The organism is Kosakonia radicincitans DSM 16656, assembly GCF_000280495.2.
Classification (GTDB): Bacteria; Pseudomonadota; Gammaproteobacteria; order Enterobacterales; family Enterobacteriaceae; genus Kosakonia; species Kosakonia radicincitans.
In genome coordinates, this window is record NZ_CP018016.1 from 5728148 (window position 1) to 5754461 (window position 26314).

General features: G+C 53.2%; 25 protein-coding genes. 12 read left to right on the forward strand and 13 right to left on the reverse strand.

Going from position 1 to position 26314, the window contains the following annotated elements; genetic code table 11:
• Positions 1-29: 29 nt before the first annotated feature.
• From Y71_RS27565 to Y71_RS27590, 6 genes are all read right to left on the reverse strand, one after another.
• Positions 30-770, reverse strand: a complete 741-nt coding sequence (locus Y71_RS27565) for a fimbrial biogenesis chaperone (protein ID WP_007369311.1) — start codon at positions 768-770, stop codon at positions 30-32.
• A complete protein-coding gene (locus tag Y71_RS27570) occupies positions 767-2086 on the reverse strand; it encodes a fimbrial protein (protein ID WP_007369312.1) in 1320 nt (439 codons plus the stop codon). The genes Y71_RS27565 and Y71_RS27570 overlap by 4 nt, the downstream gene beginning before the upstream one ends.
• A gap of 15 nt (positions 2087-2101) precedes the next feature.
• Positions 2102-4627, reverse strand: a complete 2526-nt coding sequence (locus Y71_RS27575; RefSeq protein ID WP_007369313.1) for a fimbria/pilus outer membrane usher protein — start codon at positions 4625-4627, stop codon at positions 2102-2104.
• Positions 4628-4675: 48 nt separating this feature from the next.
• Positions 4676-5398, reverse strand: a complete 723-nt coding sequence (locus Y71_RS27580; protein ID WP_007369314.1) for a fimbrial biogenesis chaperone — start codon at positions 5396-5398, stop codon at positions 4676-4678.
• Positions 5399-5444: 46 nt separating this feature from the next.
• On the reverse strand, positions 5445-5984 hold the full coding sequence (locus tag Y71_RS27585) for a fimbrial protein (RefSeq protein ID WP_007369315.1): 540 nt from the start codon (positions 5982-5984) through the stop codon (positions 5445-5447).
• 429 nt (positions 5985-6413) lie between these two features.
• Positions 6414-6962, reverse strand: a complete 549-nt coding sequence (locus Y71_RS27590) for a helix-turn-helix domain-containing protein (protein ID WP_007369317.1) — start codon at positions 6960-6962, stop codon at positions 6414-6416.
• A gap of 103 nt (positions 6963-7065) precedes the next feature.
• Here Y71_RS27590 and Y71_RS27595 point away from each other — a divergent pair, with 103 nt between their 5' ends.
• Entirely contained in the window at positions 7066-7728 is a 663-nt protein-coding gene (locus tag Y71_RS27595; RefSeq protein ID WP_007369318.1) for an AzlC family ABC transporter permease, read from the forward strand.
• Positions 7728-8051, forward strand: coding sequence for an AzlD domain-containing protein (locus tag Y71_RS27600; protein ID WP_007369319.1), 324 nt, complete (start codon positions 7728-7730; stop codon positions 8049-8051). The genes Y71_RS27595 and Y71_RS27600 overlap by 1 nt, the downstream gene beginning before the upstream one ends.
• A gap of 41 nt (positions 8052-8092) precedes the next feature.
• Here Y71_RS27600 and Y71_RS27605 read toward each other — a convergent pair whose 3' ends face one another.
• Together Y71_RS27605 and fdhD are read right to left on the reverse strand one after the other, a co-directional pair.
• Entirely contained in the window at positions 8093-8305 is a 213-nt protein-coding gene (locus tag Y71_RS27605) for a YdgH/BhsA/McbA-like domain containing protein (protein ID WP_007369320.1), read from the reverse strand.
• A gap of 114 nt (positions 8306-8419) precedes the next feature.
• The gene (gene fdhD / locus Y71_RS27610) at positions 8420-9259 is read right to left on the reverse strand and encodes a formate dehydrogenase accessory sulfurtransferase FdhD (protein ID WP_007369321.1); all 840 of its coding nucleotides are present in this window, start codon (positions 9257-9259) and stop codon (positions 8420-8422) included.
• 239 nt (positions 9260-9498) lie between these two features.
• Here fdhD and fdnG point away from each other — a divergent pair, with 239 nt between their 5' ends.
• From fdnG to Y71_RS27645, 6 genes are all read left to right on the forward strand, one after another.
• Positions 9499-12549 carry a formate dehydrogenase-N subunit alpha gene (gene fdnG, locus Y71_RS27620; protein ID WP_145954159.1) on the forward strand — a complete coding sequence of 1017 codons (3051 nt, stop codon included), beginning with the start codon at positions 9499-9501 and terminating at the stop codon, positions 12547-12549.
• Between the two features lie 12 nt (positions 12550-12561).
• Positions 12562-13464, forward strand: a complete 903-nt coding sequence (gene fdxH / locus Y71_RS27625; protein WP_007369324.1) for a formate dehydrogenase subunit beta — start codon at positions 12562-12564, stop codon at positions 13462-13464.
• Positions 13461-14096, forward strand: coding sequence for a formate dehydrogenase cytochrome b556 subunit (fdoI, locus tag Y71_RS27630; protein ID WP_007369325.1), 636 nt, complete (start codon positions 13461-13463; stop codon positions 14094-14096). The genes fdxH and fdoI overlap by 4 nt, the downstream gene beginning before the upstream one ends.
• Positions 14093-15022: a formate dehydrogenase accessory protein FdhE gene (fdhE, locus tag Y71_RS27635; RefSeq protein WP_007369326.1), complete on the forward strand. Its 930-nt coding sequence runs from the start codon at positions 14093-14095 to the stop codon at positions 15020-15022. The genes fdoI and fdhE overlap by 4 nt, the downstream gene beginning before the upstream one ends.
• A gap of 299 nt (positions 15023-15321) precedes the next feature.
• On the forward strand, positions 15322-16233 hold the full coding sequence (locus tag Y71_RS27640) for an alpha/beta hydrolase (protein ID WP_007369327.1): 912 nt from the start codon (positions 15322-15324) through the stop codon (positions 16231-16233).
• A gap of 17 nt (positions 16234-16250) precedes the next feature.
• Entirely contained in the window at positions 16251-16589 is a 339-nt protein-coding gene (locus Y71_RS27645; protein ID WP_007369328.1) for a nuclear transport factor 2 family protein, read from the forward strand.
• Positions 16590-16636: 47 nt separating this feature from the next.
• On the opposite strand, the gene fabY is transcribed toward Y71_RS27645, so the two are convergent.
• From fabY to typA, 5 genes are all read right to left on the reverse strand, one after another.
• A complete protein-coding gene (gene fabY, locus Y71_RS27650) occupies positions 16637-17578 on the reverse strand; it encodes a fatty acid biosynthesis protein FabY (RefSeq protein WP_007369329.1) in 942 nt (313 codons plus the stop codon).
• A 44-nt stretch (positions 17579-17622) separates the two neighbouring features.
• On the reverse strand, positions 17623-18060 hold the full coding sequence (gene dtd / locus Y71_RS27655; protein ID WP_007369330.1) for a D-aminoacyl-tRNA deacylase: 438 nt from the start codon (positions 18058-18060) through the stop codon (positions 17623-17625).
• Positions 18057-18929, reverse strand: a complete 873-nt coding sequence (locus Y71_RS27660; protein ID WP_007369331.1) for a virulence factor BrkB family protein — start codon at positions 18927-18929, stop codon at positions 18057-18059. Before Y71_RS27660 ends, dtd begins: the two co-directional genes overlap by 4 nt.
• The gene (yihX, locus tag Y71_RS27665; protein ID WP_007369332.1) at positions 18923-19522 is read right to left on the reverse strand and encodes a glucose-1-phosphatase; all 600 of its coding nucleotides are present in this window, start codon (positions 19520-19522) and stop codon (positions 18923-18925) included. The genes Y71_RS27660 and yihX overlap by 7 nt, the downstream gene beginning before the upstream one ends.
• 132 nt (positions 19523-19654) lie before the next feature.
• Positions 19655-21478, reverse strand: coding sequence for a ribosome-dependent GTPase TypA (typA, locus tag Y71_RS27670; RefSeq protein WP_007369333.1), 1824 nt, complete (start codon positions 21476-21478; stop codon positions 19655-19657).
• A gap of 381 nt (positions 21479-21859) precedes the next feature.
• Between typA and glnA the strand changes: the two genes are divergently transcribed.
• From glnA to Y71_RS30275, 4 genes are all read left to right on the forward strand, one after another.
• Entirely contained in the window at positions 21860-23269 is a 1410-nt protein-coding gene (glnA, locus tag Y71_RS27680; RefSeq protein WP_007369334.1) for a glutamate--ammonia ligase, read from the forward strand.
• Positions 23270-23539: 270 nt separating this feature from the next.
• Entirely contained in the window at positions 23540-24589 is a 1050-nt protein-coding gene (gene glnL / locus Y71_RS27685; RefSeq protein WP_007369335.1) for a nitrogen regulation protein NR(II), read from the forward strand.
• 8 nt (positions 24590-24597) lie between these two features.
• Complete coding sequence (gene glnG, locus Y71_RS27690) at positions 24598-26007, forward strand: nitrogen regulation protein NR(I) (protein WP_007369336.1); 1410 nt, start codon at positions 24598-24600, stop codon at positions 26005-26007.
• Between the two features lie 110 nt (positions 26008-26117).
• Positions 26118-26240 carry a YshB family small membrane protein gene (locus Y71_RS30275; RefSeq protein ID WP_007369337.1) on the forward strand — a complete coding sequence of 41 codons (123 nt, stop codon included), beginning with the start codon at positions 26118-26120 and terminating at the stop codon, positions 26238-26240.
• Positions 26241-26314 lie beyond the last annotated feature (74 nt).

The window sequence follows — 26314 nt, forward strand, 5'->3', positions numbered from 1 at the left end:
TGTTCCCCCTCTCTGTCACGGAGAGGGGATCACTGAAGCGGGAACTCCCTGGCCGTCACGTGGCCGAGATCGTCTATCAGTTCAGCTTTTACGCGCAGCGGTAAATTTCTCGCCAGGTTTGCCGCTTCAACGAAATAACGCTTTTCGCTGAAGGGCGAAACCATCATGTCCGGCAGCTGCCCGGCGGCATAAGTTTTGTCACCAGCGAGTAGCGAAATACCGGCAAATGAGACATGCCACGGCGAAGTGTTATGGCACACGATCTCAATATCTTTGCCGCTTTTTTCCCGATGAAAGCTGATTTTTTCCGCAATGTTATCGGGATCGCCAATTTTTTTCGGCCGCCAGAAGATTTTCATCTGCGTATTCATGGTCAGTACCACGCTCTGCGCCTGCGGCGAAATCGTGGAGGATTTGGGCGGGATCTCATACAGATTCAGCCAGAAAACGGATTCGCGATCCTCGGGCAATGCCTGCTGGTTATAGATCAGCCGTAGCCCCTGCATCGCCTGCGGTTCTAATTTGAACAGCGCCGGAACTGCAACAAATGGCGTTTTAATGCGATCGGGCATCGCCACGCTCGTGTTGCCGTTATCCACCCAGCTTTGCGCCATTACTGGCCAGCTATTGGTGTTCACCAGCATCAGACTCTGTTGCGTCTGCCCCTCTTTAAAAATCACCCGCGTTGAGGATGCGATGAGTCCGGCATGAGAGCAAAATGCGGCTGCCCACAGCGCCGCTAACACCATCGTTTTAACATGCTTTCTCATTGGACTTTCACCACAACATAAGCACTGGCATCCACTTTGCCCGGAGTGACCGTCTGGCCCGGAAGACGTGTCAGGAACGCATTGAAATGGACAATATATTCACTCAGTCCCGATGCGCCGCCATTGGAGATTTGTGTCGCTCCATCCCGCACAGAGTACCAGCCGCTGCTATTACCGAAGCGGCAGTCGCTTAGCGAACACCAGTACCAGCCGAGCAGATTGCGTGGTACGCCATCGCTGGCGTTCGCTATCTGGATACCGACACCCGTGGCAATGCCTGGGTAGCCATAGCGATCGGACAACAAATGACTTACACCGCCCAATGGATTCACCAGATTCAGCAGCTCGGCCATCGTGTAACTGTAATATGAGGTTTGAAATGCCAGCGCCGTCATACCCTGAGACGTCCCGCTTTGCGCCGCCCCCTCGCAGAGAATATTGACGTTGAAATTCGCCTGCGCCTTTTGCCCATTGTTCAAATCCGCGACGGAAATCGTTGGAAACAGCACGACAGGCGTGGTGCTTTTTGCCACACAGGTTGGCGTCGATACCAGTATTGAGCCAGGTGTGGTAGCCGAGCCCATGGTTAGCGCCATCCAGTTATCCAGATACCAGCCGGTGTAATCCAGGGAAGCATCCCCGCTATCACAGTAAGCATCCGGGCTGCCGGGCGAGCAAAAAGAGACGTAACCATTAGGCTGGTTACAACTATAGAGACCCGAACTGAGCTGCGTTGAACGGCCACAATAGTCCGTAGGAGCCTGCCCTCTGGACGTGGTGGTACTCACACGAATCAGATCGGCGCGAATGGGGCTAAAATCTTTAACGCGAATATAAATTTGCTTGCCATCCGGCGAAACCGCGTAATTTTTCATCGGGATACGCTGATAATTACGGGTAAATACCGTGCCCGAATTCATGTGCGTCAGACGTATCGCCACATGGCTAAATAGCGTGCCGTAGTAGTTGGGATAACCATCGGCAGCGCCCAAATCAAAAAAGCCCCCGTTACGGTCATCGCCATTGGTGGCAATGATTTCGAAGATATTATTTTTATCCGCAATATCGCAGACCCACAGAACACTGTCCGGGCCTTTGTAACGCGGGTTACTCGCGAATGACACAATGCTTGAGCCAAGCGGCGAACCGATGGGATGGATCGCCAGGCTGGAGACGTTAACCGTTCCCAGCGATAAGCCAAGGCCAAAGGCATCTTCCTCGGTGCGGACGAAATCCGGCCCTTTATTACACACTGCGCCTGCGGACAGGCTCGCGATTAAAAGGACGTTAAGTAAAATAGCGCGCAGTAAATTCATAAACAGCTCCGTCAATTAACGACAAGGCAGATCCATCAAAAGCAGCGGTTTTCGGGGCGATGTGGCATGCCACGTAAGCTGGCAGCTTTCCTTAGCGCCTTCACCCCAGCGCAGCCGCAGCTCCCCTTTTTTCTCGCTGGAACGCAGGTAGATCTGGTTAGCCTGCCCCACCATGCCGATATAGTTGTCATAGCCGTCATACACTGAGGTGCCCATCGGGATCGGCTCATTCGCCTGACGTTGTGCCGTGATCAACATCGCCTGGCCATTCAGGGTGTTAAAACGCACCCGAACCGTCGCGCCAGCATAGGGCGCAATGCGCTGCTGCGAGGTTTGCAGCTCGGCGTCATCGTTCATATTGCGGGGATCGAGGCCAATGCTATTGAACTGGTACGCGCCGAGCGTTGGCGCAATGGCGTAGCCAAATGCATCAATGCGTGCGCCCTGGCCGCCGATCACTTCAGCGCCGCTTGCGCCAGGCGCATCGATCAGGGCAAAACTGTCTCCTACCCAGTGTCCAAGCGTGATGCCGCCTTTATGCGCAACCGCCGACCCCTGTAGTGAAGCTGAGGCCTGCCAGTAATTTTTTGACGATGACCAGGAGAGTCCGGCATTGGCAAAAGAGAAATTTTGCTGCAAACCACCGCCCCACACCGACTGCTCTCCTTTGTCATCGGTAGAGTAATTCAGGCTGTAGTTCAGTGGATTTTTGTCGCCATACATACCGCTCAGCGTGGATTGATAACCGCCATCTGAATCGCTGCGGTGTGCGCTGGTCGAAAGAACAGGTGAGAGCGGCTGAGTTCCAAGCGGTACAGAGACCGAAAGCGACCACAGGGTTTGTATCTGGTCACGCAATGCAATCGTGTGTTCGTTACCGCTATCCTGCCAGGTATTGCTGGCGCTGGCGGGCGCAACGTTATAAGTACGCGCCACGCCAAGATTCAACGCGATGCCATAATCGAAGGTTTTATTCCAGTTGAACTGAAGTTGCTTATCGCGCTTTTTGTTATCGCGATAATCCTGCGTTGAGGCGGAGAGGTTAATGTTGCCGTAATCGCCTAATGTCTGGCCCGCCGAGATCTCAAGGCGATTGCGCTGTTTCCAGCTATGCGATTGCCACTGGGCACCATGTTTATAGGCCTCACGAGCCCCTAACGCGTCATACAATTCAGAGTATCCGGCCGTTGAATAGCGATAGCCTGCGAGCGTAAATGACGTTCCAGATTGCGGAATAAATTTGCTGTAGTTCGCCCGTAACGTCCAGCCGCTTCGGGTTCCTTCATCCGCCAGAGAGGCGCGGGAAAACAGGCTGGTCAAACCAAATGCGCCTGCGGAGGTAGTGTATACGCCTCCCAGCGAATAGCTCATATAGTCGGTTGCCAGCTGGTTGCCGAGGCTCAAAGTAAACGCATTCGTTAACCCTTGCCGCCAGACCACTTCGCTGAACACGTCCTTATCGCCGACATCCCGCGCCTGAGCCAGCGTGAAAACGTAATCTGAGGAGCCTGGTCGCATGGATTCAGACAACGCGGAAAAAGGCACCGTAAAGGTATTAACGCTGCCATCGGCCTCATTGACGACAACGGTCAGGTCACCGGCGAAATTTGTCGGATAGAGATCGTCAATAATGAACGGGCCTGCCGCAACTGTCGTTTCATACAGCGTGGCTTTACCCTGCAAGATAGTGACGTTAGCGTTAGTGTTAGCAATACCCCGCACAACGGGTGCATAGCCCCGGCGCGAATTGGGCAGCATACGCGTATCCGATGAAAGCTGGAGCCCGCGAAAACTCATCCCGGAGAAAAATTGTCCGTTCGTAAAGCCTTCACCCACCATTAATTCGCTGCGCAGCGGGTAAATGGCGCGCTGAAGATAACGACGGTTCGTATTCCAGCGGCTGCCTTCTTCGTTGCTGTAGCTCAGGCTTGACTGCTGGCGGTAGCGCCACAGCCCAAGGTTAAAACCACCATTGAAATTCAGCCAGCTGGAATCCATGCTCTCTGCGCCGCCCTGGCGCGACGTCACATGATATTGGTTGGCGATATAGTTCAGAAAGAGCATGCTTTCCCCGGCATCCAGGCTTGCTTCGCTGACGCTGCCGCGGGGAACGGATTTCAACAATGCCTGCGGCACACTAAAATCCATACGCAATTGTGCAAGATCATCTTTGATGATGACGCCCTTCATCACCTCATCATCATTCCAGTAGCAGGATGATTTCATCTCTGGCGTTAAGGCCTTCAGACCTAACGTTGTTAATAATTCAGATGGCAGGCAGGGGCTAATATTCTCTCCCCGGCGGGAATACTCTATTTCACTGTGCGTGATAAACTTACCGTTAAGATAAATATCCAGCGAGTGACGTCCTGGCGTTATCATTTCGCCTTTATTTAAACGATGCAGATCCTCAACCGATAACCCGCTGCCTCTTAATAATGAGGCATCAAAATAGAACCCCTCATCTTCCGCCGACGCTGAAAAAGACAAAACAGAAATCAGCCCCATAAAAATACGAAAGCAGGTTGAATGCAGATGCATTATAGTCACCAGAGTTGAGCAATATATTTATATCATCAAGCAGAAGTTTTACCGAACCAATGAATAGGTCTTGCTAAATACGCCGCCGTAATCATTTATTGCATTAATTGTTAATTTATCACCTGTGCCTTTCGGCAATACCCATTGAGCAGAAGAATATGGCGCAATCATTCCCGTCGACTTAACCGCTATATTTTTCTTTCCATTGTCTATAAAAGCACTAACAACGGATATATGCCACGGGCTGGTATTTTTAATATCAATCTTTTGAGCATGCAGGCTGACATTCAACTCATCGAGTGATTTATTTGCATCACCAACGAGACCGGCAGGCCGGTAAAATATTTTCATCCGGCTTTTTACCAGCATGGTTAAAGAATTTTTACCCTGTGCAGCGGCACTTTTTGCGGGGTATTGCAGGAAATTCAACCAGAAGAGAGATTCTCTGTCCTGTGGCAGCGCTATTCCCGTAAATTTCAGCCGCAGGCTATGCTGCGCGTGCGGATTAACGCGGAAAATAGAGGGCATTGCGATAAAAGGTGCGTCTGCCGTTGCTGCTGTTGAATTTGGATTATTTTTGTCAGTCCACACTTGCACTAAAAAAGGGGTGTCGCCAGCATTAGTGAAATCAAGAGATTTTTCTTTAATATCTGCTTCGTAAATAATACGAGTTCCGAGCATCGTCACGCTGGCAGAAGCATTGCCAATAACTGAAGAGAACAGGAAGACAGAGAAAAAAGCAGAGAATAATTTATGTTTTGACATGCTCATTTTAACTCCATAAAAAGCGCTGCATGAAGCAGCGCCTTAGAGGGTGTTACATGTAAGTTACGGCAAACTGCACCTGCGCTTCTACAGTACCCGCCGTAGATACACCGGTTGCAAAATAACGCGCAGTCAGGTCGTAGGTTGCGCTGGTATTCGCGCCACCAACAGACTGGGAGGCGGTCTGGGCTTTATTCCCCACAAAATCCAGTGCGGTAGTGCCTTCCATTAATTGGATCGCAACATTTGATGCCGGAGAAGTTGTCGCGGTATTTTTCAAATTCATACCATCAACATCATTAGCAACAAAAAGAACGCTTGCGTTAGAGGTTTGCGCTCCACAACCAGACAGCATTACAGTGAATGGAGTTTCACCGGTAGTATCACCTGCATTAGCCAATTGCGCTTTTGCAGCGGTCGGCAGAAGAATAACCGGAGCAGAGCTGCTACCATTTACAGTAATATTACAGGTTTGTTCACTTACTTCACCCATAAAACGCACAGTATTATTTGACATTGCAGCAAAAGAAGCAGTACTTACACCAAAAGCAAAAATAGCGGTTGCCGCACAAATAGCTTTCATACGATTCATAAAAAACCTTAATTCAAAATTGACATTCCATATCAAGATGATTTACCAGGCGGTAAACGTCTTAAATCCGAAAACAAAAATACACCTGCAACCATATGCTGTAAATGCAGATAAAAAAGCAAAATTAAAACAATAATTGAATTAGCATCCACTCAGAAAATAAAACAAGAAATATTATTCACATCAATAACAATTTAAAAACAAAAACATCATTACAACAAAGAGTTAAAGTGGTAAGAGGTGTATGCGCATCCGCATAAAAACAAAAATATAGAATAAAATATTAGGAATACATCTATATTAAAAGACGTTGTCACGCGCCCACAAAAACATGCCAGAAATAGATTATTAAGAACAGGAAGGATTGGTAGCATTAATGCGTACATCTCCTTCCCTATATAAGAAATCCTTTAGGATCAGAATATATAATTAACTCTGCTCTGCCACTAAAATAGCCTGTGTATCAGGTTCCAGCGCTTTAAAAATATGCTCCTGATCCGCCGGGTAGCAGATGTAATCCCCTTCACCTAACTCCTCTGGCGCTTCGGTTAGCCCCACCAGCGCGCGCCCCTGCGTCACGATAATATGCTCGACAGAACCCTGCGGATGAGGATGCGAAATACGGTCCGCGCCCGGCTGCGTCAGCAGCAGGTAGATATCGCGCCGCGCGCCTGGCGGGCAGGCAGCCAGTAAAATCGCCTGATAATTAGCCTGTTCAGCAATCACTTTGGTGCCTTCACCGCGGCGAATCACCTGTGTTTTCGGGCTTTGCGGTTCCAGCAGGCGGGCAAAGGGGATATCCAGCGCCACGCACAACGCCCACAAGGTTTCCAGGCTGGGATTGCCATTCCCGGCTTCCAGTTGAGACAGCGTGGATTTGGCGATCCCGGCGCGGCGGGCAATTTCTGCCAGCGAAAGGCCGGTTCGCTGACGCTCGCGCACCAGACTTTTGGCTATGATGCTAATTGGTTGTGTCATACACGACCCCAAACGTTCATTTAATCGAACGAATCGTTCTTATTGAAAAACGATTCAGATGTGTTCATTATAATGGATAAACGTTCGATATGGCTAAAATGAGATGTTTACACAACACTTCGCATCGCTAAAAGGCGATACCATCAAAGCAATATTCCTTGTTTGCCTGGCGGTCGGCGTCGTCGGCGTCTCCTACGGATCGCTGGCCATGGCGTACGGCTTTCCCTTGTGGGTACCGCTTGCGCTCTCCACGCTGGTACTGGCGGGTGCCAGCGAGTTTATGTTCATCGGCATTGTTGCCAGCGGTGGTAATCCACTGGCAGCCGCCATTGCTGGCTTACTGGTTAATGCCCGACACATACCTTTTGGCGTCACGGTGCGTGAACTGGTCGGTCAGCGGGCGGCGGGTTTTCTCGGCTGCCACATTATGAATGACGAAAGCGTGGTGTTCGGTTTGTCGCAGCCTACGCCGGAACAGCGTAAAGCCGCTTACTGGTTGTGCGGATTGGGCGTCGCGCTGCTGTGGCCTGCGGGTGTGCTGGTTGGCGCGGCGGTCGGTACGCTGTTACCGGCACCGGAAACCATCGGGCTCGACGCAGTATTCCCGGCGATCCTGCTGGCGCTGGTGTTACCGGCGCTGAAAAAACGCACCACGCTGATCCGCGCTTCCAGCGGTGCGCTGTTATCACTGGCAACCGTTCCCTTCGCCCCGGTTGGCTTACCGGTTCTGCTCTCTTTACTGGGTTTACTGACGAGGAAGAAATAATGGTCAGCGTTTCCTTAATTATCGGCGGCATCGCGGTTCTTTCCGTTGGCACTTATTTGATGCGCTTCGGCGGCGCAAAACTCGGCAGCAGGCTGGCGCTCTCAGAGCACTCACAGGCACTACTTTCCGACGCAGCAACGACGTTGTTATTCGCGGTCGCGCTGGCTGCCATGCTCTACGAAGGGGATCATTTTGCCGGAATGGCACGTGTGCTGGGCGTGGTGTTTGCCCTTTTCCTGGCCTGGCGAAAGATGCCGCTCATTGTGGTGATCATCTCGGCGGCCGTGGTGACGGCGCTGTTGCGCCTGGCGGGAATGCATTAAAAAAAAAGCGCCCGCAGGCGCTCTTTCGACAATATTGCAATTTATTTGGTCAGTTCGGCAGTCATATGAACCTGGTTGCCGTTGTACGCTTCGGTGATGTGGTAAGAAGAAGCGCCTGCCTGCTGAGCCTGAGCGGCGATTTGTGCTTCTGCACCGCTGAGAGTGGTGTCAGTTACGCTTACAGACTGGGCAGCGAAAGAACCGAAAGAAGCAGACAGAGCGATAACAGCGACAAAAGTTTTGATGCTTTTCATGATATAAACCCTTACGTTAATTTGTTGGAGTGAGGCACCGTGCCTCGATGAAATAAATACTAGACCTGTTCACTCACAACAAAAAGCGGAAGGATTTGTTCTCATCATTCAAAATTACTGATTAACAATTAACCGCTGTGGATGGGTATAGATCGTCGCCCTGCCCGGCTTACAAAAACCGACCAGCGTCAGGTTGCAGCGTTCCGCCACTTCCACGGCCAGCGTTGTCGCCGCCGATACCGCAAACAGAATTTCTACGCCGCACATCGCCGATTTTTGCACCATTTCATAGCTGGCGCGGCTGGACACCAGCACCGCTCCTTGCTCCCACGCTTCACCTTCACGCGCGCGATGACCAAGCAGCTTATCCAGCGCTACATGACGTCCGACATCTTCATGGCCGCCCGTCAGTTCGCCGGATGGCAACATCCACGCGGCAGCATGCGTACAACCGGTTAACTGCCCGACCGGCTGAAAATCGGTTAAATGCGCCAGTGCGTTATCCAGTAACGCCAAATCAAAGCGCTGCGTGAACGGCAGCGGCGCTATCGGCTTGCCGATATCGTTGAGCTGCTCCACACCGCACACGCCACAGCCGGTTCGCCCGGCCAGCGCGCGCCGCCGCTCTTTTAACCCCATAAAACGGCGGCTGGAGAGTTCGATTTGCACTTCGAGACCGTTACATGAAGGCACCACATCCATGCCGTAAATTTCCGCCGGGTTTTCGATAATCCCTTCGGATAAGGAGAAGCCAATCGCGAACCATTCGAGATCTTTTGGCGAGGCCATCATCACCACATGGGAGATGCCGTTGTAGACCAGCGCGACAGGAACTTCTTCCGCCAGCATATCCGGCTGCGTCTGCTGTAAATCGGCGCGTTTCCACAGGGAAACCTCGCGGGCCCCCGTGACGGATGTTGCATTTTCGTGCTTTTTAGGGTGCAAATCGTTCACTTTGTCTTAACCGTTATCAAACAAGCGTACCAACAATATGGTATTCTTCGCGTATATCCCTTGGGGAAAAGAGGGAATAGCAGCGATTCTGAGGACTTACGACAGAATTGACCTACCTATATTGTAGTAATCTTCGTTGCTAATCCCCCCAGGATGAGGGATTACCAGCAATTCTGAACCTTTGCGAAAACCACCGCAAAGAAAAAACGATAAGAGTAATGTCGAACCAGGAGCAAACCATGCAGGTCAGCAGAAGGCAGTTCTTTAAGATCTGCGCTGGCGGTATGGCAGGAACAACGGCTGCGGCATTGGGCTTTGCCCCCAATATCGCACTTGCGGAAACACGGCAGTATAAGCTGCTGCGCACCCGTGAAACCCGTAATACCTGCACATATTGTTCCGTCGGCTGTGGGCTGTTGATGTACAGCCTCGGCGACGGTGCCAAGAACGCCAAAGCGTCAATCTTTCATATCGAGGGTGACCCGGATCATCCGGTAAACCGTGGCGCGTTGTGCCCGAAAGGCGCAGGTCTGGTGGATTTCATCCACTCGGAAAGCCGCCTGAAATACCCGGAATACCGTGCGCCAGGCTCTGATAAATGGCAGCGCATCACGTGGGATGATGCGTTTGACCGCATCGCGAAGCTGATTAAAGCCGACCGCGACGCCAATTTTATCGCGCAAAATGCCGCAGGCACCACCGTCAACCGCTGGCTGAGCACCGGGATGCTGTGCGCATCCGCGTCCAGCAATGAAACTGGCTATTTAACGCAAAAATTCACCCGCGCACTCGGCATGTTAGCCGTCGACAACCAGGCGCGTGTCTGACACGGACCAACGGTAGCAAGTCTTGCTCCAACATTTGGTCGCGGTGCGATGACCAACCACTGGGTCGACATGAAGAACGCCAACCTTATCATTGTGATGGGTGGGAACGCGGCTGAAGCACATCCGGTGGGATTCCGCTGGGCGATGGAAGCCAAGATCCATAATGGCGCGAAGCTGATTGTTATCGATCCGCGCTTTACGCGTACCGCCTCTGTTGCGGATTTCTATACGCCGATTCGTTCCGGTACTGACATTGCCTTCCTGTCAGGCGTGTTGCTGTACCTGATGACCAACGAAAAATATAACCGCGAATATACCGAAGCCTATACCAACGCCAGCCTGATCGTGCGGGAAGATTATGGTTTCGAAGATGGCCTGTTTACCGGCTATGACGCGGATAAACGTAAATACGACAAAACCAGCTGGAACTACGAACTGGATGAGAAAGGTTTCGCCAAACGCGATACCACGCTCACCCATCCGCGCTGCGTATGGAACCTGCTGAAACAGCACGTTTCTCGCTATACGCCGGACGTGGTTGAAAACATCTGCGGGACGCCAAAAGCGGATTTCCTGAAGGTGTGCGAATACATCGCCGAAACCAGTGTGCATGATAAAACGGCCTCGTTCCTCTATGCGCTGGGCTGGACGCAGCACTCTGTCGGTGCGCAAAACATTCGCACCATGGCGATGATCCAGCTGCTGCTGGGGAACATGGGGATGGCTGGTGGCGGCGTAAACGCCCTGCGCGGTCACTCCAACATTCAGGGACTGACGGACCTTGGTTTGCTGTCACAAAGCCTGCCGGGCTATATGACGCTGCCGAGTGAGAAACAGTCCGATCTCCAGACCTATCTTGCCACTAACACGCCGAAACCGCTGCTTGAAGGCCAGGTAAACTACTGGGGTAACTACCCGAAATTCTTCGTTTCGATGATGAAAGCCTTCTTTGGCGACAAAGCCACGGCGGAAAATAGCTGGGGCTTTGACTGGTTGCCGAAGTGGGACAAAGGTTACGACGTTCTGCAGTACTTCGACATGATGTACAAAGGCCAGGTAAACGGCTATCTGTGCCAGGGCTTTAACCCGGTGGCCTCGTTCCCGAACAAGAACAAGGTTGTGGCATCGCTGTCGAAACTGAAATTCCTGGTGACCATCGATCCGCTGAACACCGAAACCTCGACTTTCTGGCAAAACCACGGCGAGTCGAACGATGTCGATCCGGTGAAAATCCAGACCGAAGTGTTCCGTCTGCCTTCAACCTGCTTCGCCGAAGAGAACGGCTCGATCGTGAACTCCGGCCGCTGGCTGCAATGGCACTGGAAAGGCGCTGACGGCCCGGGTGAAGCTGTGACCGATGGCGAGATCCTCGCCGGTATCTTTACGCGCCTGCGTAAGATGTATGCCGAAGAGGGTGGCGCGTGCCCGGAACCGGTGCTGAATATGACCTGGAACTACTCCACCCCGCATGAACCGGCATCGGAAGAAGTGGCGATGGAGAGCAACGGTAAAGCACTGGCAGACATTATCGATCCGGCGACGGGCGCGGTAATCGTCAAAAAAGGCCAGCAGCTTAGCTCGTTTGCTCAACTGCGCGATGACGGCACTACCTCCAGCGGTTGCTGGATCTTCGCCGGTAGCTGGACGCCGGATGGCAACCAGATGGCACGTCGCGATAACGCCGATCCGTCAGGCCTTGGCAATACGCTGGGCTGGGCGTGGGCATGGCCGCTTAACCGCCGCATTCTTTACAACCGTGCTTCTGCCGATCCGCAGGGTAAACCGTGGGATCCGAAGCGTCAGTTGCTGAAGTGGGACGGCGCGAAGTGGGGCGGCGTGGATATTCCGGACTACAGCGCTGCCGCGCCAGGCAGCGATGTCGGGCCGTTTATCATGCAGCCGGAAGGGATGGGTCGCCTGTTTGCTATTGATAAGATGGCGGAAGGGCCGTTCCCGGAACACTACGAGCCGTTTGAAACGCCGCTGGGCACGAACCCGCTGCACCCGAACGTCGTATCCAACCCGGCAGCCCGCGTCTTTAAAGACGATATGGAAGCCATGGGTAAAGCGGATAAATTCCCTTATGTCGGCACCACTTACCGTCTGACCGAGCACTTCCACTACTGGACCAAGCACGCGCTGCTTAACGCTATCGCGCAGCCAGAACAGTTTGTGGAGATCGGTGAGAAGCTGGCGGGCAAGCTGGGCATCGTTCAGGGTGATACGGTTCGTGTCTCCTCCAACCGTGGCTATATCAAAGCCAAAGCGGTGGTGACCAAGCGTATCCGCACGCTGAAAGTGAACGGCAAAGATGTCGATACCATCGGTATTCCTATTCACTGGGGTTACGAAGGTGTGGCGAAGAAAGGTTTTATCGCCAATACGTTAACGCCGTTCGTTGGCGATGCGAACACCCAAACGCCGGAGTTCAAGGCGTTCCTGGTGAATGTGGAAAAGGTGTAACGGAGACGACTTATGGCTTATCAATCGCAAGACATCATCCGTCGTTCCGCAACTAACGGCTTCACGCCCGCGCCACAGGCGCGGGATCACCAGCAGGAAGTGGCGAAACTTATCGACGTCACCACCTGTATTGGCTGTAAAGCCTGTCAGGTGGCCTGTTCCGAGTGGAACGACATCCGTGATGAAGTGGGGCATAACGTCGGGGTGTATGACAACCCGGCGGATCTGACCGCGAAATCCTGGACGGTTATGCGCTTCTCGGAAGTGGAGCAGAACGACAAACTGGAGTGGCTGATCCGTAAAGATGGCTGCATGCACTGCGCCGATCCTGGTTGTCTGAAAGCATGTCCGTCAGAAGGAGCTATCATTCAGTATGCCAACGGCATTGTCGACTTCCAGTCTGAGCAGTGCATCGGCTGCGGTTACTGCATCGCGGGCTGCCCGTTCGATGTGCCGCGTCTGAACCCGGAAGACAACCGCGTCTACAAATGTACGCTGTGCGTTGACCGTGTCACCGTGGGCCAGGAACCGGCATGCGTGAAAACCTGCCCGACCGGCGCTATCCACTTTGGCTCCAAAGAGGATATGAAAACCCTCGCTGGCGAACGCGTCGCGGAGCTGAAAACCCGCGGTTACGATAACGCCGGGCTGTACGATCCGGCGGGCGTTGGCGGAACACATGTAATGTACGTGCTGCATCACGCCGACAAGCCGAATCTGTATCACGACCTGCCGGAAAACCCGCAGATCAGTGCAACCGTGAAGTTCTGGAAAGGCATCTGGAAACCGCTTGCGGCGGTCGGCTTTGCAGCGACCTTCGCGGCCAGCATCTTCCACTATGTCGGTGTCGGTCCGAACCGTGCAGAAGAGGAAGACGATAACCTGCATGAAGAGAAAGACGAGGTGCGCAAATGAAAAAACGTGACACCATCGTGCGCTACACGGCACCGGAGCGCATTAACCACTGGGTCACCGCCTTCTGCTTCGTGCTGGCGGCGGTGAGCGGGCTGGGGTTTTTCTTCCCCTCCTTCAACTGGTTAATGGGGATTCTCGGTACGCCGCAGCTGGCGCGCATTCTCCATCCGTTCGTCGGTGTGGTGATGTTTGCGTCGTTTATCATCATGTTTTTCCGCTACTGGCACCATAACCTCATCACCAGGGATGATATCTTTTGGGCGAAGAATATTCGTAAGATTGTCGTCAATGAGGAAGTGGGCGACACCGGGCGATATAACTTCGGTCAGAAATGCGTGTTCTGGGCGGCGATTATTTTCCTGGTGTTGCTACTGGTAAGCGGCGTGGTTATCTGGCGCCCTTACTTCGCGCCAGCGTTCCCTATTCCGCTAATCCGATTAGCGCTGATGGTGCATTCATTTGCCGCAGTCGCGTTAATTGTGGTTATTATGGTGCATATTTACGCCGCCCTGTGGGTTAAAGGCACCATAACCGCAATGGTGGAAGGCTGGGTCACCAGCTCGTGGGCGAAGAAACATCACCCGCGCTGGTACCGGGAAGTTCGCAAGACAACGGAAAAATCGACTGAATGAGTATTCGCATAATCCCGCAAGATGAGCTGGAGAAGAGCGATAAACGCACGGCGGAAGTTATTCCGCCGTTATTATTCCCCAGACTGAAAAATCTCTACAACCGCCGCGCAGAGCGTCTGCGCGAACTTGCAGAGAGTAACCCGCTGGGTGATTACCTGCGTTTTGCTGCGCTTATCGCCCATGCCCAGGAAGTGGTGCTTTACGACCACCCCTTGCAAATCGACCTGACAGCGCGCATTAAAGAAGCCGCTGAACAGGGTAAACCGCCGCTCGATATTCACGTGCTGCCGCGTGATACACACTGGCACAAACTGCTGCATTCGCTCATCGCCGAGCTGAAGCCGGAGATGAGCGGCCCGGCGCTGGCGGTCATTGAGAACCTGGAAAAGGCCTCCGCGCAGGAACTGGAAGCAATGGCCAGCGCGCTGTTTGCTGCTGACTTCGCCGCTGTGAGCAGCGATAAATCGCCGTTTATCTGGGCCGCGCTGTCGCTCTACTGGGCGCAAATGGCCAGCCTGATCCCAGGAAAAGCCCGTGCTGAATATGGTGAACAGCGCCAGTTCTGCCCGGTTTGCGGCGCCATGCCGGTTTCCAGCGTGGTACATATCGGCACAACGCAGGGGCTGCGTTACCTGCACTGCAATCTGTGCGAAACCGAATGGCACGTGGTGCGCGTCAAATGTAGCAACTGCGAGCAGACCCGCGATCTGCACTACTGGTCGCTGGATAATGAGCAGGCAGCCATTAAAGCCGAAAGTTGCGGCGACTGCGGCACTTACCTGAAGATCCTGTACCAGGAAAAAGACCCGAACGTCGAACCGGTGGCCGATGACTTAGCTTCGCTGGTGCTTGATGCCCGCATGGAGCAGGAAGGTTTCGCCCGTAGCTCCATCAACCCGTTCCTCTTCCCGGGCGAAGGGGAATAATCCTGACAGGTCGCGGTAAGCTGTGCTTACCCGGCCTGCCATTGTTTCCATATCAGTCTTGCTATTCTGTTCCTGCCCAATTTAGCCCTCCTCACCGAAATCTGTCGCAACGTTAATGATTTCAGTACATTTTGCAGCACACCATACCGCCACTTTCGGCAAAAACAAGCGGGTTCAAAAGTTATAAACCGGCTTTACGAGCAGCCTTCCAAATTTGTGCTTTCCACAAAATCAGCCGTTCCCATTTCATAAAAACCAGGCTATAAAACTGGATATTTATACAGATATAGGTGAGCGGAATGGCACTGGAAAAAGGCATTGCCGGGTTGGTGAGCGACTTTATCGCCGCCGGGCGCCCCTCGGCGCGCGCCAGAAGTATTGATGAACGGCGCGCGGGTTATATCGCCAGCGCGTCGCTTGCCAGGGAAACAGAAACCCGCGTTCGGGTTGAAGACGTCACACTTGAAGGCGTGACGCTGCGCGTGTTCTCGCCGCTGGAGGCCAACGGTAAACTGCCTGCGCTGATCTATTACCACGGCGGCTGCTTTATCAGCGGCGGGTTTGCCACTCATGATAAACAGTTGCGTCAGTTAGCGTGGTACAGCGGCTGTCGGGTGATTGCCGTGCAGTATCGGCTGGCGCCGGAACATCGCTGGCCTGCTGCGCACGATGATGCGCTACAGGGTGCAGAGGTGATATGGAAAAATGCCGAACGTCTCAACGTTGATCCGCAACGAATTACGCTAGCGGGCGACAGCGCAGGCGGCCATCTGGCGCTGGTCACAGCGCTACGATTGAAGGCAGCGGCAGTCTGGCAACCCGCGCAACTGGTGTTGATCTACCCAATGCTGGATGCCACGGCCTACTTCGACAGCTATACCTTTAACGGTTCTGATTACGTCATAACCCGTGATGCGCTGCTGTCAGGCTACGAAATGTATCTTGGCGATACAGACCGCCTGCTGTCGGATGTCAGCCCGCTGTGGCGCGATGATTTCGCAGGTCTGCCTCCGGTACACATTATTACGGCAGAGTTCGATCCGCTGTGCGATGAAGGGGAAGCGTTATACCAGCATATGACGGACCAGGGCGTAACCTGTACCTGTTCCCGCTACCTCGGCGTTATTCACGGCTTCTTCCAGCTTGCCGGTATCAGCCAGAGCGCCCGTGATGCCATACAAGACGTGGCCGCACGCGTGGCCAGAGCATAAAACCCAAAGGAGAGCCGATGTCTGTCGTAAGCCCCGTAGAACAGCAGTTCGCCGCGTACAATGACCATGATATTGAAGCGTTCGTCGCATGCTTTAGTGAAGATTTCACCGCCTACCGTTTGCCCTCCACAGCGCCATCGCTGCAAGGGCGGGAAGCCTTACGCGAGTTCTATGCCGGGCACCGTTTTAATAACCCGGCGCTCCGCGCAGAGCTGCTCTCGCGTACGGTGATGGGCAATAAGGTGTTCGATCACGAAAAAATCTACGGCATTGGCGAATCGGTCATCGAAAATATGGCGGTTTATGAAGTGCAGGATGGGCGCATCACCACCGCGTGGTTTTTCTTTGCGCAGTGAAGAGCAGCAATAAGGCTGCGCGCCTGCGTCAACAAGCGCGCGGTCGGTTACTCTTCTTCGTTGCCGCCCTCTTCATAAGGGCCAAAAGGTTTCGCGGGCAGTACGATGTAAATCCCTTCGAAAATCGCACCCTGCTTGCCCTCGCCAAACAGCTCAACCTGAAGCTGCACGCGCGCTTTACGCCCGCGCGCCAGGCGATCGAGATCGCCGCTTAACGAACCGAGATCGGCAATCGCGCTGGGTTTGCCCGTAATTGGCGTGCTGTATCGAATGTGTGCATCGGCCAGAATAATGGTGCCGCCAAGATGTCGTTCGCGCAGCATCAGCCAGATCAACCCCCAGCCAGTCAACGTCGCCAGCGAAAAAAGGCTGCCGGCAAACAGCGTATGGTGCGGGTTCTGGTTGCCGGTCTCCGGCATGGTAGTGATAAATTTCTGCCCGGTGTACTGCTGAATACGCACGCCCATCTTTTCGCTCAGCGGAATATGCTCGTACCAGGCTTGTTGCAGCTGTCCGCACCAGTCGCCGCGATGCAGAATATCGTCCAGCGTGGCCACGGGTTTGATCATCAAAAAATGGCGCACCGGCGTGGTTTGCGGCGCGGTGATCTCCCCTTCATTGATAAACCCGAGCTTGGCAAAAAACTCTACGGCATCTTCGCGGGCGCTACAGGTCACCCGCTTCACCCCTTCCTGACGGGCAACGGATTCCAGCGTCATCGCCATCAACGTGCCCAGCCCTTTATCCTGCACAGAAGGGTGCACGGCCATAAAACGAATTGAGGCTTCATTGTCGGCGTTGATATACAGCCTGCCGACCGCCACCATATTGCCCTCTTCATCAACCACCATCTGGTGATGCGCCATTGCATCCCATGCATCGCGTTCGGAACCTTTTGGCTGATGCAGGGGTTTGCGCAGCATTTCCCAGCGGAACTGGTAATAACGCTCTAACTCTTCTTCAGTCTGCGGTACGCGGAGGTGATACATAGCGGTGTTCTCTCTTGTGGCTCTGGGCCACGCCGCAAGCTGGCTCATATCTGCAACCAGAATGTGACAGGACCATCGTTGACCAGCGAAACCTGCATATCGGCAGCGAATCGCCCGGTTTGCGTTTCCATCTGCTGGCTGCGGCAACGTTCGACAAAGTAGTTATACAGCGCTTCCGCTTTATCCGGCGCGGCGCCTCTGGAAAACCCAGGACGCATTCCGCGTTCAGTGTCCGCCGCCAGCGTAAATTGCGACACCACCAGCACGCTCCCACCTGCCTGCTGGACGTTAAGATTCATTTTTCCTTCAGCGTCGCTAAAAATGCGATACCCCAGCACTCGCTCGCACAGGCGGTTCGCTTTTTGTTCATCGTCTTCCCTTTCGACCCCTAACAACACTAAAAGTCCCGGACCAATTTCGCCCGTCACCTCGCCCGCCACGCTAACGCTTGCGCGGGAAACACGTTGGATTAATGCAATCATGGTTGGTCTGCTTCTTCTTGCTGTGCGGCTATTTTGAGTTTTCGGTATTCACCGAGAGTGACAGTTATTTCTGCACCTAGCAAGACGATACACCAGGTCCAGTAGACCCAGAGGAACAAAATCGGGATGACAGCCAGCACGCCATAAATAAGCTGGTAGGAAGGGAACATGGTGATATAGAGGCCAAACACTTTCTTGCCCAACTCGAACAACAGTGCCGCGACAAAGGCGCCGATAATGGCGTCGCGGTTAGGCACCCGCGTCGTGGGTACAATGCTGTAAAGCAGCCAGAAAGAGAGCCAGGATAAAATCAGCGGGAAAATCCGCAGCACATCATCAATCACGCTGTTCAGTTCACTGGCCCAGCGCAGTGACAGCAAATAGGAACTAATGGCAAGGCTGGCACCTGCCAGTAGTGGCCCAAGCGTGAGGATCATCCAGTACACCGCAAATGAGTAAACATGCGGGCGAACCCGCGTGCTGCGCCAGATAGTGTTCAGCGCCGTATCAATGGAGTACATCAACAGCAGTGATGTGACGATCAGCCCGCACGCACCGACAGCGGTCATTTTGGTGGAGTTCGCCACAAACTGCTCAATATAGTTCTGAATGACATCGCCGGTTGCCGGAATAAAATTGGCAAACACAAAATGACGTAGCTGAATGCTGATTTCAGAAAACATTGGAAATGCAGCAAACAGCGCGAATATCACGGCGATCAGCGGCACCAGCGAGAGCAACGAGACGTAAGCGAGATTCCCCGCCAGCGTCGTCATATGATCTTCATCGATGCGCTGCCAGAGTAGTTTTAACCATGACCACAATACGCGCGCGCGATGTCTGGCATGCTGCCGAACGTTTTTTAGCATAACTGCTTCGCGAAATAATCGGGGATCGTCGTTTTGCCCGTTACCAGAATACTGGTGATACCCAGTTGCTCTGCGCCAGCGATATTGTCAGCATTGTCATCGAAAAAGATGGCATCGTCGGCAGAAAAGCCTTCAAGTGATAATACTTGCTGATAAATGCGCGCTTCGGGCTTACGCATCCCCATTTCCTGGGAAAGATAGATATGATCGGCAGCAGCCTGGATTTCGGGATACTGCTCCGGCCAGTAAGTGGTATGCAGGCGGTTGGTATTCGACAGAACCACCACGCGATGCCCCTGCGCGCGCAACTTGTGCATGATGTCGATAACATCGCTACGCAGAGCGACAAACACCGCCTGCCAGCCGGTAGAAAATTGCTCGTAGCTCAGCGGCATTTCCATCTCTTCACACAGCGCTTTGGCAAAATCCTCGTCGCTGATCTCTCCGCGCTCATGCTGATGAAAAGCCTCGCCCATGGTGAAACTCTGTTTCAAATTCGCCAGCGGCACACGGCTGAAATCACTCCAGGCACCCAGCACCCGATTAAAGTCGATATCGACAATCACATTACCTAAATCAAAGATATAGAGCATTTCTCTCTCCTTGCCAGCCGTGGAGAGTTAACTGTAGCGGTAAAGTGTGAAATTGAATAGTTTACCGTCTCACATGCGGGCATAAAAAAAGCCGCTGAATATCAGCGGCTTTTTCACGGAAAAGAGGAGAAATTACTCTTCTTTTGCACCGCGCATTGCGCGTTTACGATCGTTTTCCGTCAGGTGACGTTTACGAATACGGATAGACAGCGGGGTCACTTCTACCAGTTCGTCGTCATCGATAAACTCCAGAGCCTGCTCCAGGGTCATCTTAACCGGCGGAACCAGAACCGTTGCTTCGTCCGTACCGGACGCACGCATGTTGGTCAGTTTCTTACCGGTCAGGCAGTTTACCGTCAGGTCGTTAGAACGGCTATGAATACCGATGATCTGGCCTTCATAAACTTCCGCACCGTGACCAAGGAACAACTTACCGCGATCCTGCAAACCGAACAGCGCGAACGCTACCGCTTTACCCTGACCGTTGGAGATCAGTACGCCGTTGTTACGCTGACCAACTTCACCCGGACGAACATCGTCATAGTGGCTGAAGGTGGAGTACAGCAGACCGGTACCGGAAGTCATGGTCATGAACTCAGAGCGGAAGCCGATCAGGCCACGGCTTGGGATCACGTAGTCAAGACGTACGCGACCTTTGCCATCCGGATTCATGTTTTTCAGGTCGCCTTTACGCTCGCCCAGCGCCTGCATGACAGAACCCTGGTGCTGCTCTTCAACGTCCAGCGTCACGTTTTCAAACGGTTCCTGACGGCGGCCGTCGATTTCACGGAAGATAACCTTCGGACGGGAAACCGCCATCTCGAAACCTTCACGACGCATGTTCTCGATCAGAACAGACAGGTGCAGCTCACCACGACCGGAAACGCGGAATGCATCAGCGTCTTCGGTTTCTTCAACGCGCAGCGCAACGTTATGCACCAGCTCTTTGTTCAGGCGGTCAAGGATCTGACGTGAAGTCACGTACTTACCTTCTTTACCACAGAACGGAGAGGTGTTGACGTTGAAGAACATAGTTACGGTCGGCTCATCAACAGACAGCGCCGGCAGCGCTTCCACATTCTGCGGGTCGCAGATGGTGTCGGAGATGTTCAGTTCGCCCAGACCGGTGATCGCGATGATATCGCCAGCTTCAGCGATTTCGCTGTCGATACGTTCCAGACCCAGATGGGTCAGTACCTTACCGACTTTACCGTTGCGGGTTTTGCCTTCGCTATCAATGATAGTAACCTGCTGATTCGGCTTCACTTTACCGCGTTTGATACGACCAATACCGATAACACCAACGTAGTTGTTGTAGTCGAGCTGGGAGATCTGCATTTGCAGGGTCCCGTCGAGATCAACGTTCGGTGCCGGTACATGGTCAACAATCGCCTGATACAGCGGGGTCATGTCTTCAGCCATGTCTTCATGGTCCATACCCGCGATACCGTTCAACGCAGAAGCGTAAACGATCGGGAAGTCCAGCTGTTCGTCGGTCGCGTCGAGGTTAACGAACAGATCGAAGACCTGATCAACAACCCAGTCCGGACGCGCGCCAGGACGGTCAACTTTGTTGATTACCACAATCGGCTTGAGGCCATGGGCAAATGCTTTTTTGGTCACGAAGCGCGTTTGCGGCATCGGGCCGTCAAACGCATCAACCACCAGCAGCACGGAATCGACCATGGACATCACACGCTCAACTTCGCCACCGAAGTCGGCGTGCCCAGGGGTATCAACGATGTTGATACGGTAATCATTCCATTTGATAGCGGTGTTTTTCGCGAGGATGGTAATCCCACGCTCTTTCTCCAAATCGTTGGAGTCCATCACACGCTCTTGAGTTTCAGCACGTTCGTCGAACGTACCGGATTGCTGCAGCAGCTTGTCAACCAGGGTTGTTTTACCATGGTCAACGTGAGCAATGATGGCGATGTTACGCAGATTTTCGATCACAACTTTGCCTCAGGCATTAGAAATAGCGCGTTATTGTACACGTATTAATCGAAGGACAAAACAGGATCACAAACATCCTCCGCAAACAAGTATTGCAGAGTTGCTTTGTGATCGCTTTCACGGAGCGTTAAAAGGGCCGCCAACAAAAAATTGCACCAATACGGTGCTTAATGTTCACACGAAAGCACTATATTGGTGCAACTTAACCATCATGGTGCAGCCCTTTTGCACTATACCGGGCATAATAACGCCTTTTGAGGGGCATTTAAAAGTTGGCATAGATTTCGCTTTATCTATTTTACGGCAACTACGCCAGGTTTCACGCAGTATTTGAAGACCTCGTTACCACGACGACAATGACAAATCCGGGAGAGTTTAAGTATGTCCGCTGAACACGTTTTGACGATGCTGAATGAGCACGAAGTGAAGTTTGTTGATCTGCGCTTCACCGATACCAAAGGTAAAGAACAGCACGTCACTATCCCAGCCCATCAGGTTAATGCTGACTTCTTTGAAGAAGGCAAAATGTTTGATGGTTCTTCGATTGGTGGCTGGAAAGGCATCAACGAATCAGACATGGTGCTGATGCCGGACGCGACTACCGCTGTCATTGACCCGTTCTACGAAGAAACAACGCTGATCATCCGTTGCGATATCCTCGAACCAGGCACCATGCAGGGTTACGACCGCGACCCGCGTTCCATCGCAAAACGCGCTGAAGAGTACCTGCGTTCTACCGGTCTGGCAGACACCGTTCTGTTTGGGCCTGAGCCGGAATTCTTCCTGTTCGACGACGTTCGTTTCGGCAGCTCCATTTCCGGTTCCAGCGTTGCTATCGATGATATCGAAGGCGCATGGAACACCTCCACCAAATACGAAGGTGGTAACAAAGGTCACCGTCCGGCTGTTAAAGGCGGTTACTTCCCGGTTCCGCCGGTTGATTCATCACAGGATTTGCGTTCCACCATGTGTCTGGTGATGGAAGAAATGGGCCTGGTTGTTGAAGCTCACCACCACGAAGTGGCAACGGCTGGTCAGAACGAAGTGGCTACCCGCTTCAACACCATGACCAAAAAAGCGGACGAAATTCAGATCTACAAATATGTGGTACATAACGTTGCTCACCGCTTCGGTAAAACCGCGACCTTTATGCCGAAACCAATGTTCGGTGATAACGGTTCCGGTATGCACTGCCACATGTCCCTGTCCAAGAACGGCACTAACCTGTTCTCTGGCGACAAATACGCAGGCCTGTCTGAAATGGCGCTGTACTACATCGGCGGCGTAATCAAACACGCTAAAGCTATCAACGCCCTGTCTAACCCGACCACCAACTCCTACAAACGTCTGGTCCCGGGTTATGAAGCGCCGGTAATGCTGGCTTACTCTGCCCGTAACCGTTCTGCTTCTATCCGTATTCCGGTCGTTGCCTCTCCGAAAGCACGTCGTATCGAAGTGCGCTTCCCGGATCCGGCGGCTAACCCGTACCTGTGCTTCGCAGCACTGATGATGGCCGGTCTGGATGGTATTAAAAACAAAATCCACCCGGGCGAAGCAATGGACAAAAACCTGTATGACCTGCCGCCGGAAGAAGCGAAAGAGATCCCGCAGGTTGCAGGCTCTCTGGAAGAAGCGCTCAACGCGCTGGATGCTGACCGCGAGTTCCTGACAGCCGGTGGCGTGTTCACCGACGACGCTATCGATGCTTACATCGCGCTGCGTCTGGAAGAGAACGACCGCGTTCGCATGACGCCGCACCCGGTAGAGTTCGAACTGTACTACAGCGTTTAATCGTATTACTGAAGATCCAACGGATTTCGCGTTGCAGCAAGGCGGCAACCGAATGAATCCCGATGAGCTTAGTCTACTAAGTGATTCGGGTGAATGAGGGCAGCCAACACCGCTGTAACGTGAAAGACGTTAGGATATTTTGTTGCCGTGGAACTTTTAGCCCATCCCTGGATGGGCTTTTTTCTCCACCAACACTCTGTTCTGACGCATTTTTTACCTATAAAAAGCTATACTGCACTAAATTAGTGCATATCTCCGGGAGACTGCTAAATGGCAAGTGGCGCGCTGCCCGATGCTGGGCAGATCCTCAATTCTTTGATCAACAGTATCTTACTGGTTGATGACGAACTGGCGGTGCATTACGCCAACCCTGCGGCACAGCAATTGCTGGCGCAGAGTTCGCGTAAATTATTCGGCACACCGCTGCCTGAACTGCTGAGCTACTTTTCACTGAATATCGATTTGATGCGTGAAAGTTTGCATGCAGGTCAGGGTTTTACCGATAACGAAGTGACTCTTGTGATCGATGGTCGCTCACATATTTTGTCGCTGACGGCGCAACGTTTACCGGACGGTTTAGTCCTGCTGGAAATGGCGCCAATGGATAATCAGCGACGTCTGAGCCAGGAACAATTGCAGCACGCCCAACAGGTGGCTGCGCGTGATCTGGTGCGTGGACTGGCGCATGAAATCAAGAACCCGCTTGGCGGGTTACGCGGTGCGGCGCAACTGCTTAGCAAAGCGCTGCCCGATCCGGCGCTAATGGAATACACCAAAGTCATTATTGAGCAGGCCGACCGTCTGCGAAATCTGGTGGATCGTCTGTTAGGGCCGCAGCAGCCGGGAATGCATGTTACCGAAAGCATTCACAAAGTTGCCGAACGCGTGGTGAAACTGGTGTCGATGGAACTGCCGGACAACGTAACGCTGGTTCGCGATTACGATCCAAGTTTACCGGAGTTGGCCCACGATCCAGACCAAATTGAACAGGTTTTACTGAATATCGTCCGCAACGCTCTGCAGGCGCTGGGGCCGGAAGGGGGCGAAATTATTCTGCGTACCCGTACCGCCTTCCAGTTAACGCTGCACGGAATTCGCTATCGCCTCGCGGCGAGAATAGATGTGGAAGATAACGGCCCAGGTATTCCGTCGCATCTCCAGGATACGCTGTTCTATCCCATGGTGAGCGGGCGTGAGGGCGGCACCGGGCTGGGATTATCTATCGCACGCAGTTTGATTGATCAACATTCTGGCAAAATTGAATTCACCAGTTGGCCAGGTCATACCGAATTCTCGGTATTTCTGCCTATTCGGAAGTAGAGGTGTTTATGCAACGAGGGATAGTCTGGATCGTTGATGACGATAGCTCCATCCGTTGGGTGCTGGAACGCGCGCTCAGCGGGGCAGGCTTGAGTTGTACAACGTTTGAAAGTGCCAATGAAGTGCTTGATGCGCTCACCACCAAAACCCCGGATGTACTGCTTTCGGATATTCGTATGCCAGGGATGGATGGACTTGCACTGTTAAAACAGATCAAACAGCGCCATCCAATGCTCCCGGTCATCATTATGACCGCGCATTCCGATCTGGATGCGGCGGTAAGTGCTTATCAGCAAGGGGCTTTTGATTACCTGCCCAAACCTTTTGATATCGATGAAGCCGTCGCGCTGGTTGAACGCGCGATTAGCCATTATCAGGAACAGCAGCAGCCGCGCAATATACAGGCCAGCGGCCCGACCACCGATATTATCGGCGAAGCGCCGGCGATGCAGGATGTGTTTCGCATTATCGGTCGCCTGTCGCGCTCGTCGATTAGCGTCCTGATTAACGGCGAATCAGGGACCGGTAAAGAACTGGTGGCGCATGCGCTGCATCGCCATAGCCCGCGAGTGAAAGCGCCGTTTATCGCCCTGAATATGGCGGCAATTCCCAAAGATCTGATTGAATCAGAACTGTTTGGCCATGAGAAAGGTGCCTTTACCGGTGCGAACACGATCCGCCAGGGGCGTTTTGAACAGGCCGATGGCGGGACGCTGTTTCTCGACGAGATCGGCGACATGCCGCTGGATGTGCAAACCCGTTTGTTGCGCGTGCTGGCCGATGGTCAGTTCTATCGTGTCGGCGGCTACGCGCCGGTAAAGGTTGATGTGCGCATTATTGCGGCGACGCACCAGAATCTGGAGCTGCGCGTTCAGGAAGGCAAATTCCGTGAGGACTTGTTCCACCGGTTGAACGTTATTCGCGTCCACTTGCCGCCGCTGCGCGAACGCCGGGAAGACATTCCTCGCCTTGCGCGTCATTTTTTGCAGGTAGCGGCACGTGAACTGGGAGTGGAAGCCAAGCAGTTGCATCCGGAAACCGAAGCGGCGCTCACGCGTCTGGCCTGGCCGGGTAACGTACGCCAGCTTGAGAACACCTGTCGCTGGTTAACGGTGATGGCTGCGGGGCAGGAAGTGCTGATCCAGGACCTGCCCAGTGAACTGTTTGAAACCACGGTGCCGGACAGCCCGTCGCAGAGTTTGCCTGACAGTTGGGCAACGCTGCTGGCGCAGTGGGCCGATCGGGCATTGCGTTCCGGACATCAAAACCTGCTTTCTGAAGCGCAACCGGAGATGGAACGGACATTGCTGACCACCGCGCTGCGCCATACTCAGGGGCATAAACAGGAAGCGGCGCGCTTGCTTGGCTGGGGGCGTAATACTCTGACACGCAAGTTGAAAGAGCTGGGAATGGAGTAACGAGCGGGTGAAATGTAAATTATGAATCTCAGCCGCAAATTGACGCTATTTTGCGCTTTACTGTTTATCGCAGTGAAGTATGATCTTGCCCGTTCACGGGGGAGTTCATGATGCTGGAATCAATTATCAGTGTGGTCAGTGCGGGCGTCGAAGCTGGCGCATCAGCAAGCCACACACCGCAAACGGCTATCGCGGCTGTTCTTTGCGCCGCGCTGGTTGGGCTGTTTAGCTAGTTTTGCTTGCCGCCGCCGCAAGGCGCTATGCGTTTCAGGCCAGTGGTTTTTGCCCTGGCCTGATAACGCTTTCA

What these genes read in the sequence shown, in the direction of transcription:
- Y71_RS27585 (WP_007369315.1), bottom strand. Translation starts at nt 5,984, where the DNA reads ATGAATCGTATGAAAGCTATTTGTGCGGCAACCGCTATTTTTGCTTTT.
- fdhE (WP_007369326.1), top strand. Translation starts at nt 14,093, where the DNA reads ATGAGTATTCGCATAATCCCGCAAGATGAGCTGGAGAAGAGCGATAAA.
- fdxH (WP_007369324.1), top strand. Translation starts at nt 12,562, where the DNA reads ATGGCTTATCAATCGCAAGACATCATCCGTCGTTCCGCAACTAACGGC.
- Y71_RS30275 (WP_007369337.1), top strand. Translation starts at nt 26,118, where the DNA reads ATGCTGGAATCAATTATCAGTGTGGTCAGTGCGGGCGTCGAAGCTGGC.
- Y71_RS27640 (WP_007369327.1), top strand. Translation starts at nt 15,322, where the DNA reads ATGGCACTGGAAAAAGGCATTGCCGGGTTGGTGAGCGACTTTATCGCC.
- Y71_RS27570 (WP_007369312.1), bottom strand. Translation starts at nt 2,086, where the DNA reads ATGAATTTACTGCGCGCTATTTTACTTAACGTCCTTTTAATCGCGAGC.
- Y71_RS27590 (WP_007369317.1), bottom strand. Translation starts at nt 6,962, where the DNA reads ATGACACAACCAATTAGCATCATAGCCAAAAGTCTGGTGCGCGAGCGT.
- Y71_RS27565 (WP_007369311.1), bottom strand. Translation starts at nt 770, where the DNA reads ATGAGAAAGCATGTTAAAACGATGGTGTTAGCGGCGCTGTGGGCAGCC.
- Y71_RS27595 (WP_007369318.1), top strand. Translation starts at nt 7,066, where the DNA reads ATGTTTACACAACACTTCGCATCGCTAAAAGGCGATACCATCAAAGCA.
- glnG (WP_007369336.1), top strand. Translation starts at nt 24,598, where the DNA reads ATGCAACGAGGGATAGTCTGGATCGTTGATGACGATAGCTCCATCCGT.
- Y71_RS27575 (WP_007369313.1), bottom strand. Translation starts at nt 4,627, where the DNA reads ATGCATCTGCATTCAACCTGCTTTCGTATTTTTATGGGGCTGATTTCT.
- Y71_RS27580 (WP_007369314.1), bottom strand. Translation starts at nt 5,398, where the DNA reads ATGAGCATGTCAAAACATAAATTATTCTCTGCTTTTTTCTCTGTCTTC.
- Y71_RS27605 (WP_007369320.1), bottom strand. Translation starts at nt 8,305, where the DNA reads ATGAAAAGCATCAAAACTTTTGTCGCTGTTATCGCTCTGTCTGCTTCT.
- fdoI (WP_007369325.1), top strand. Translation starts at nt 13,461, where the DNA reads ATGAAAAAACGTGACACCATCGTGCGCTACACGGCACCGGAGCGCATT.
- Y71_RS27660 (WP_007369331.1), bottom strand. Translation starts at nt 18,929, where the DNA reads ATGCTAAAAAACGTTCGGCAGCATGCCAGACATCGCGCGCGCGTATTG.
- dtd (WP_007369330.1), bottom strand. Translation starts at nt 18,060, where the DNA reads ATGATTGCATTAATCCAACGTGTTTCCCGCGCAAGCGTTAGCGTGGCG.
- Y71_RS27600 (WP_007369319.1), top strand. Translation starts at nt 7,728, where the DNA reads ATGGTCAGCGTTTCCTTAATTATCGGCGGCATCGCGGTTCTTTCCGTT.
- yihX (WP_007369332.1), bottom strand. Translation starts at nt 19,522, where the DNA reads ATGCTCTATATCTTTGATTTAGGTAATGTGATTGTCGATATCGACTTT.
- glnL (WP_007369335.1), top strand. Translation starts at nt 23,540, where the DNA reads ATGGCAAGTGGCGCGCTGCCCGATGCTGGGCAGATCCTCAATTCTTTG.
- Y71_RS27645 (WP_007369328.1), top strand. Translation starts at nt 16,251, where the DNA reads ATGTCTGTCGTAAGCCCCGTAGAACAGCAGTTCGCCGCGTACAATGAC.
- glnA (WP_007369334.1), top strand. Translation starts at nt 21,860, where the DNA reads ATGTCCGCTGAACACGTTTTGACGATGCTGAATGAGCACGAAGTGAAG.
- fabY (WP_007369329.1), bottom strand. Translation starts at nt 17,578, where the DNA reads ATGTATCACCTCCGCGTACCGCAGACTGAAGAAGAGTTAGAGCGTTAT.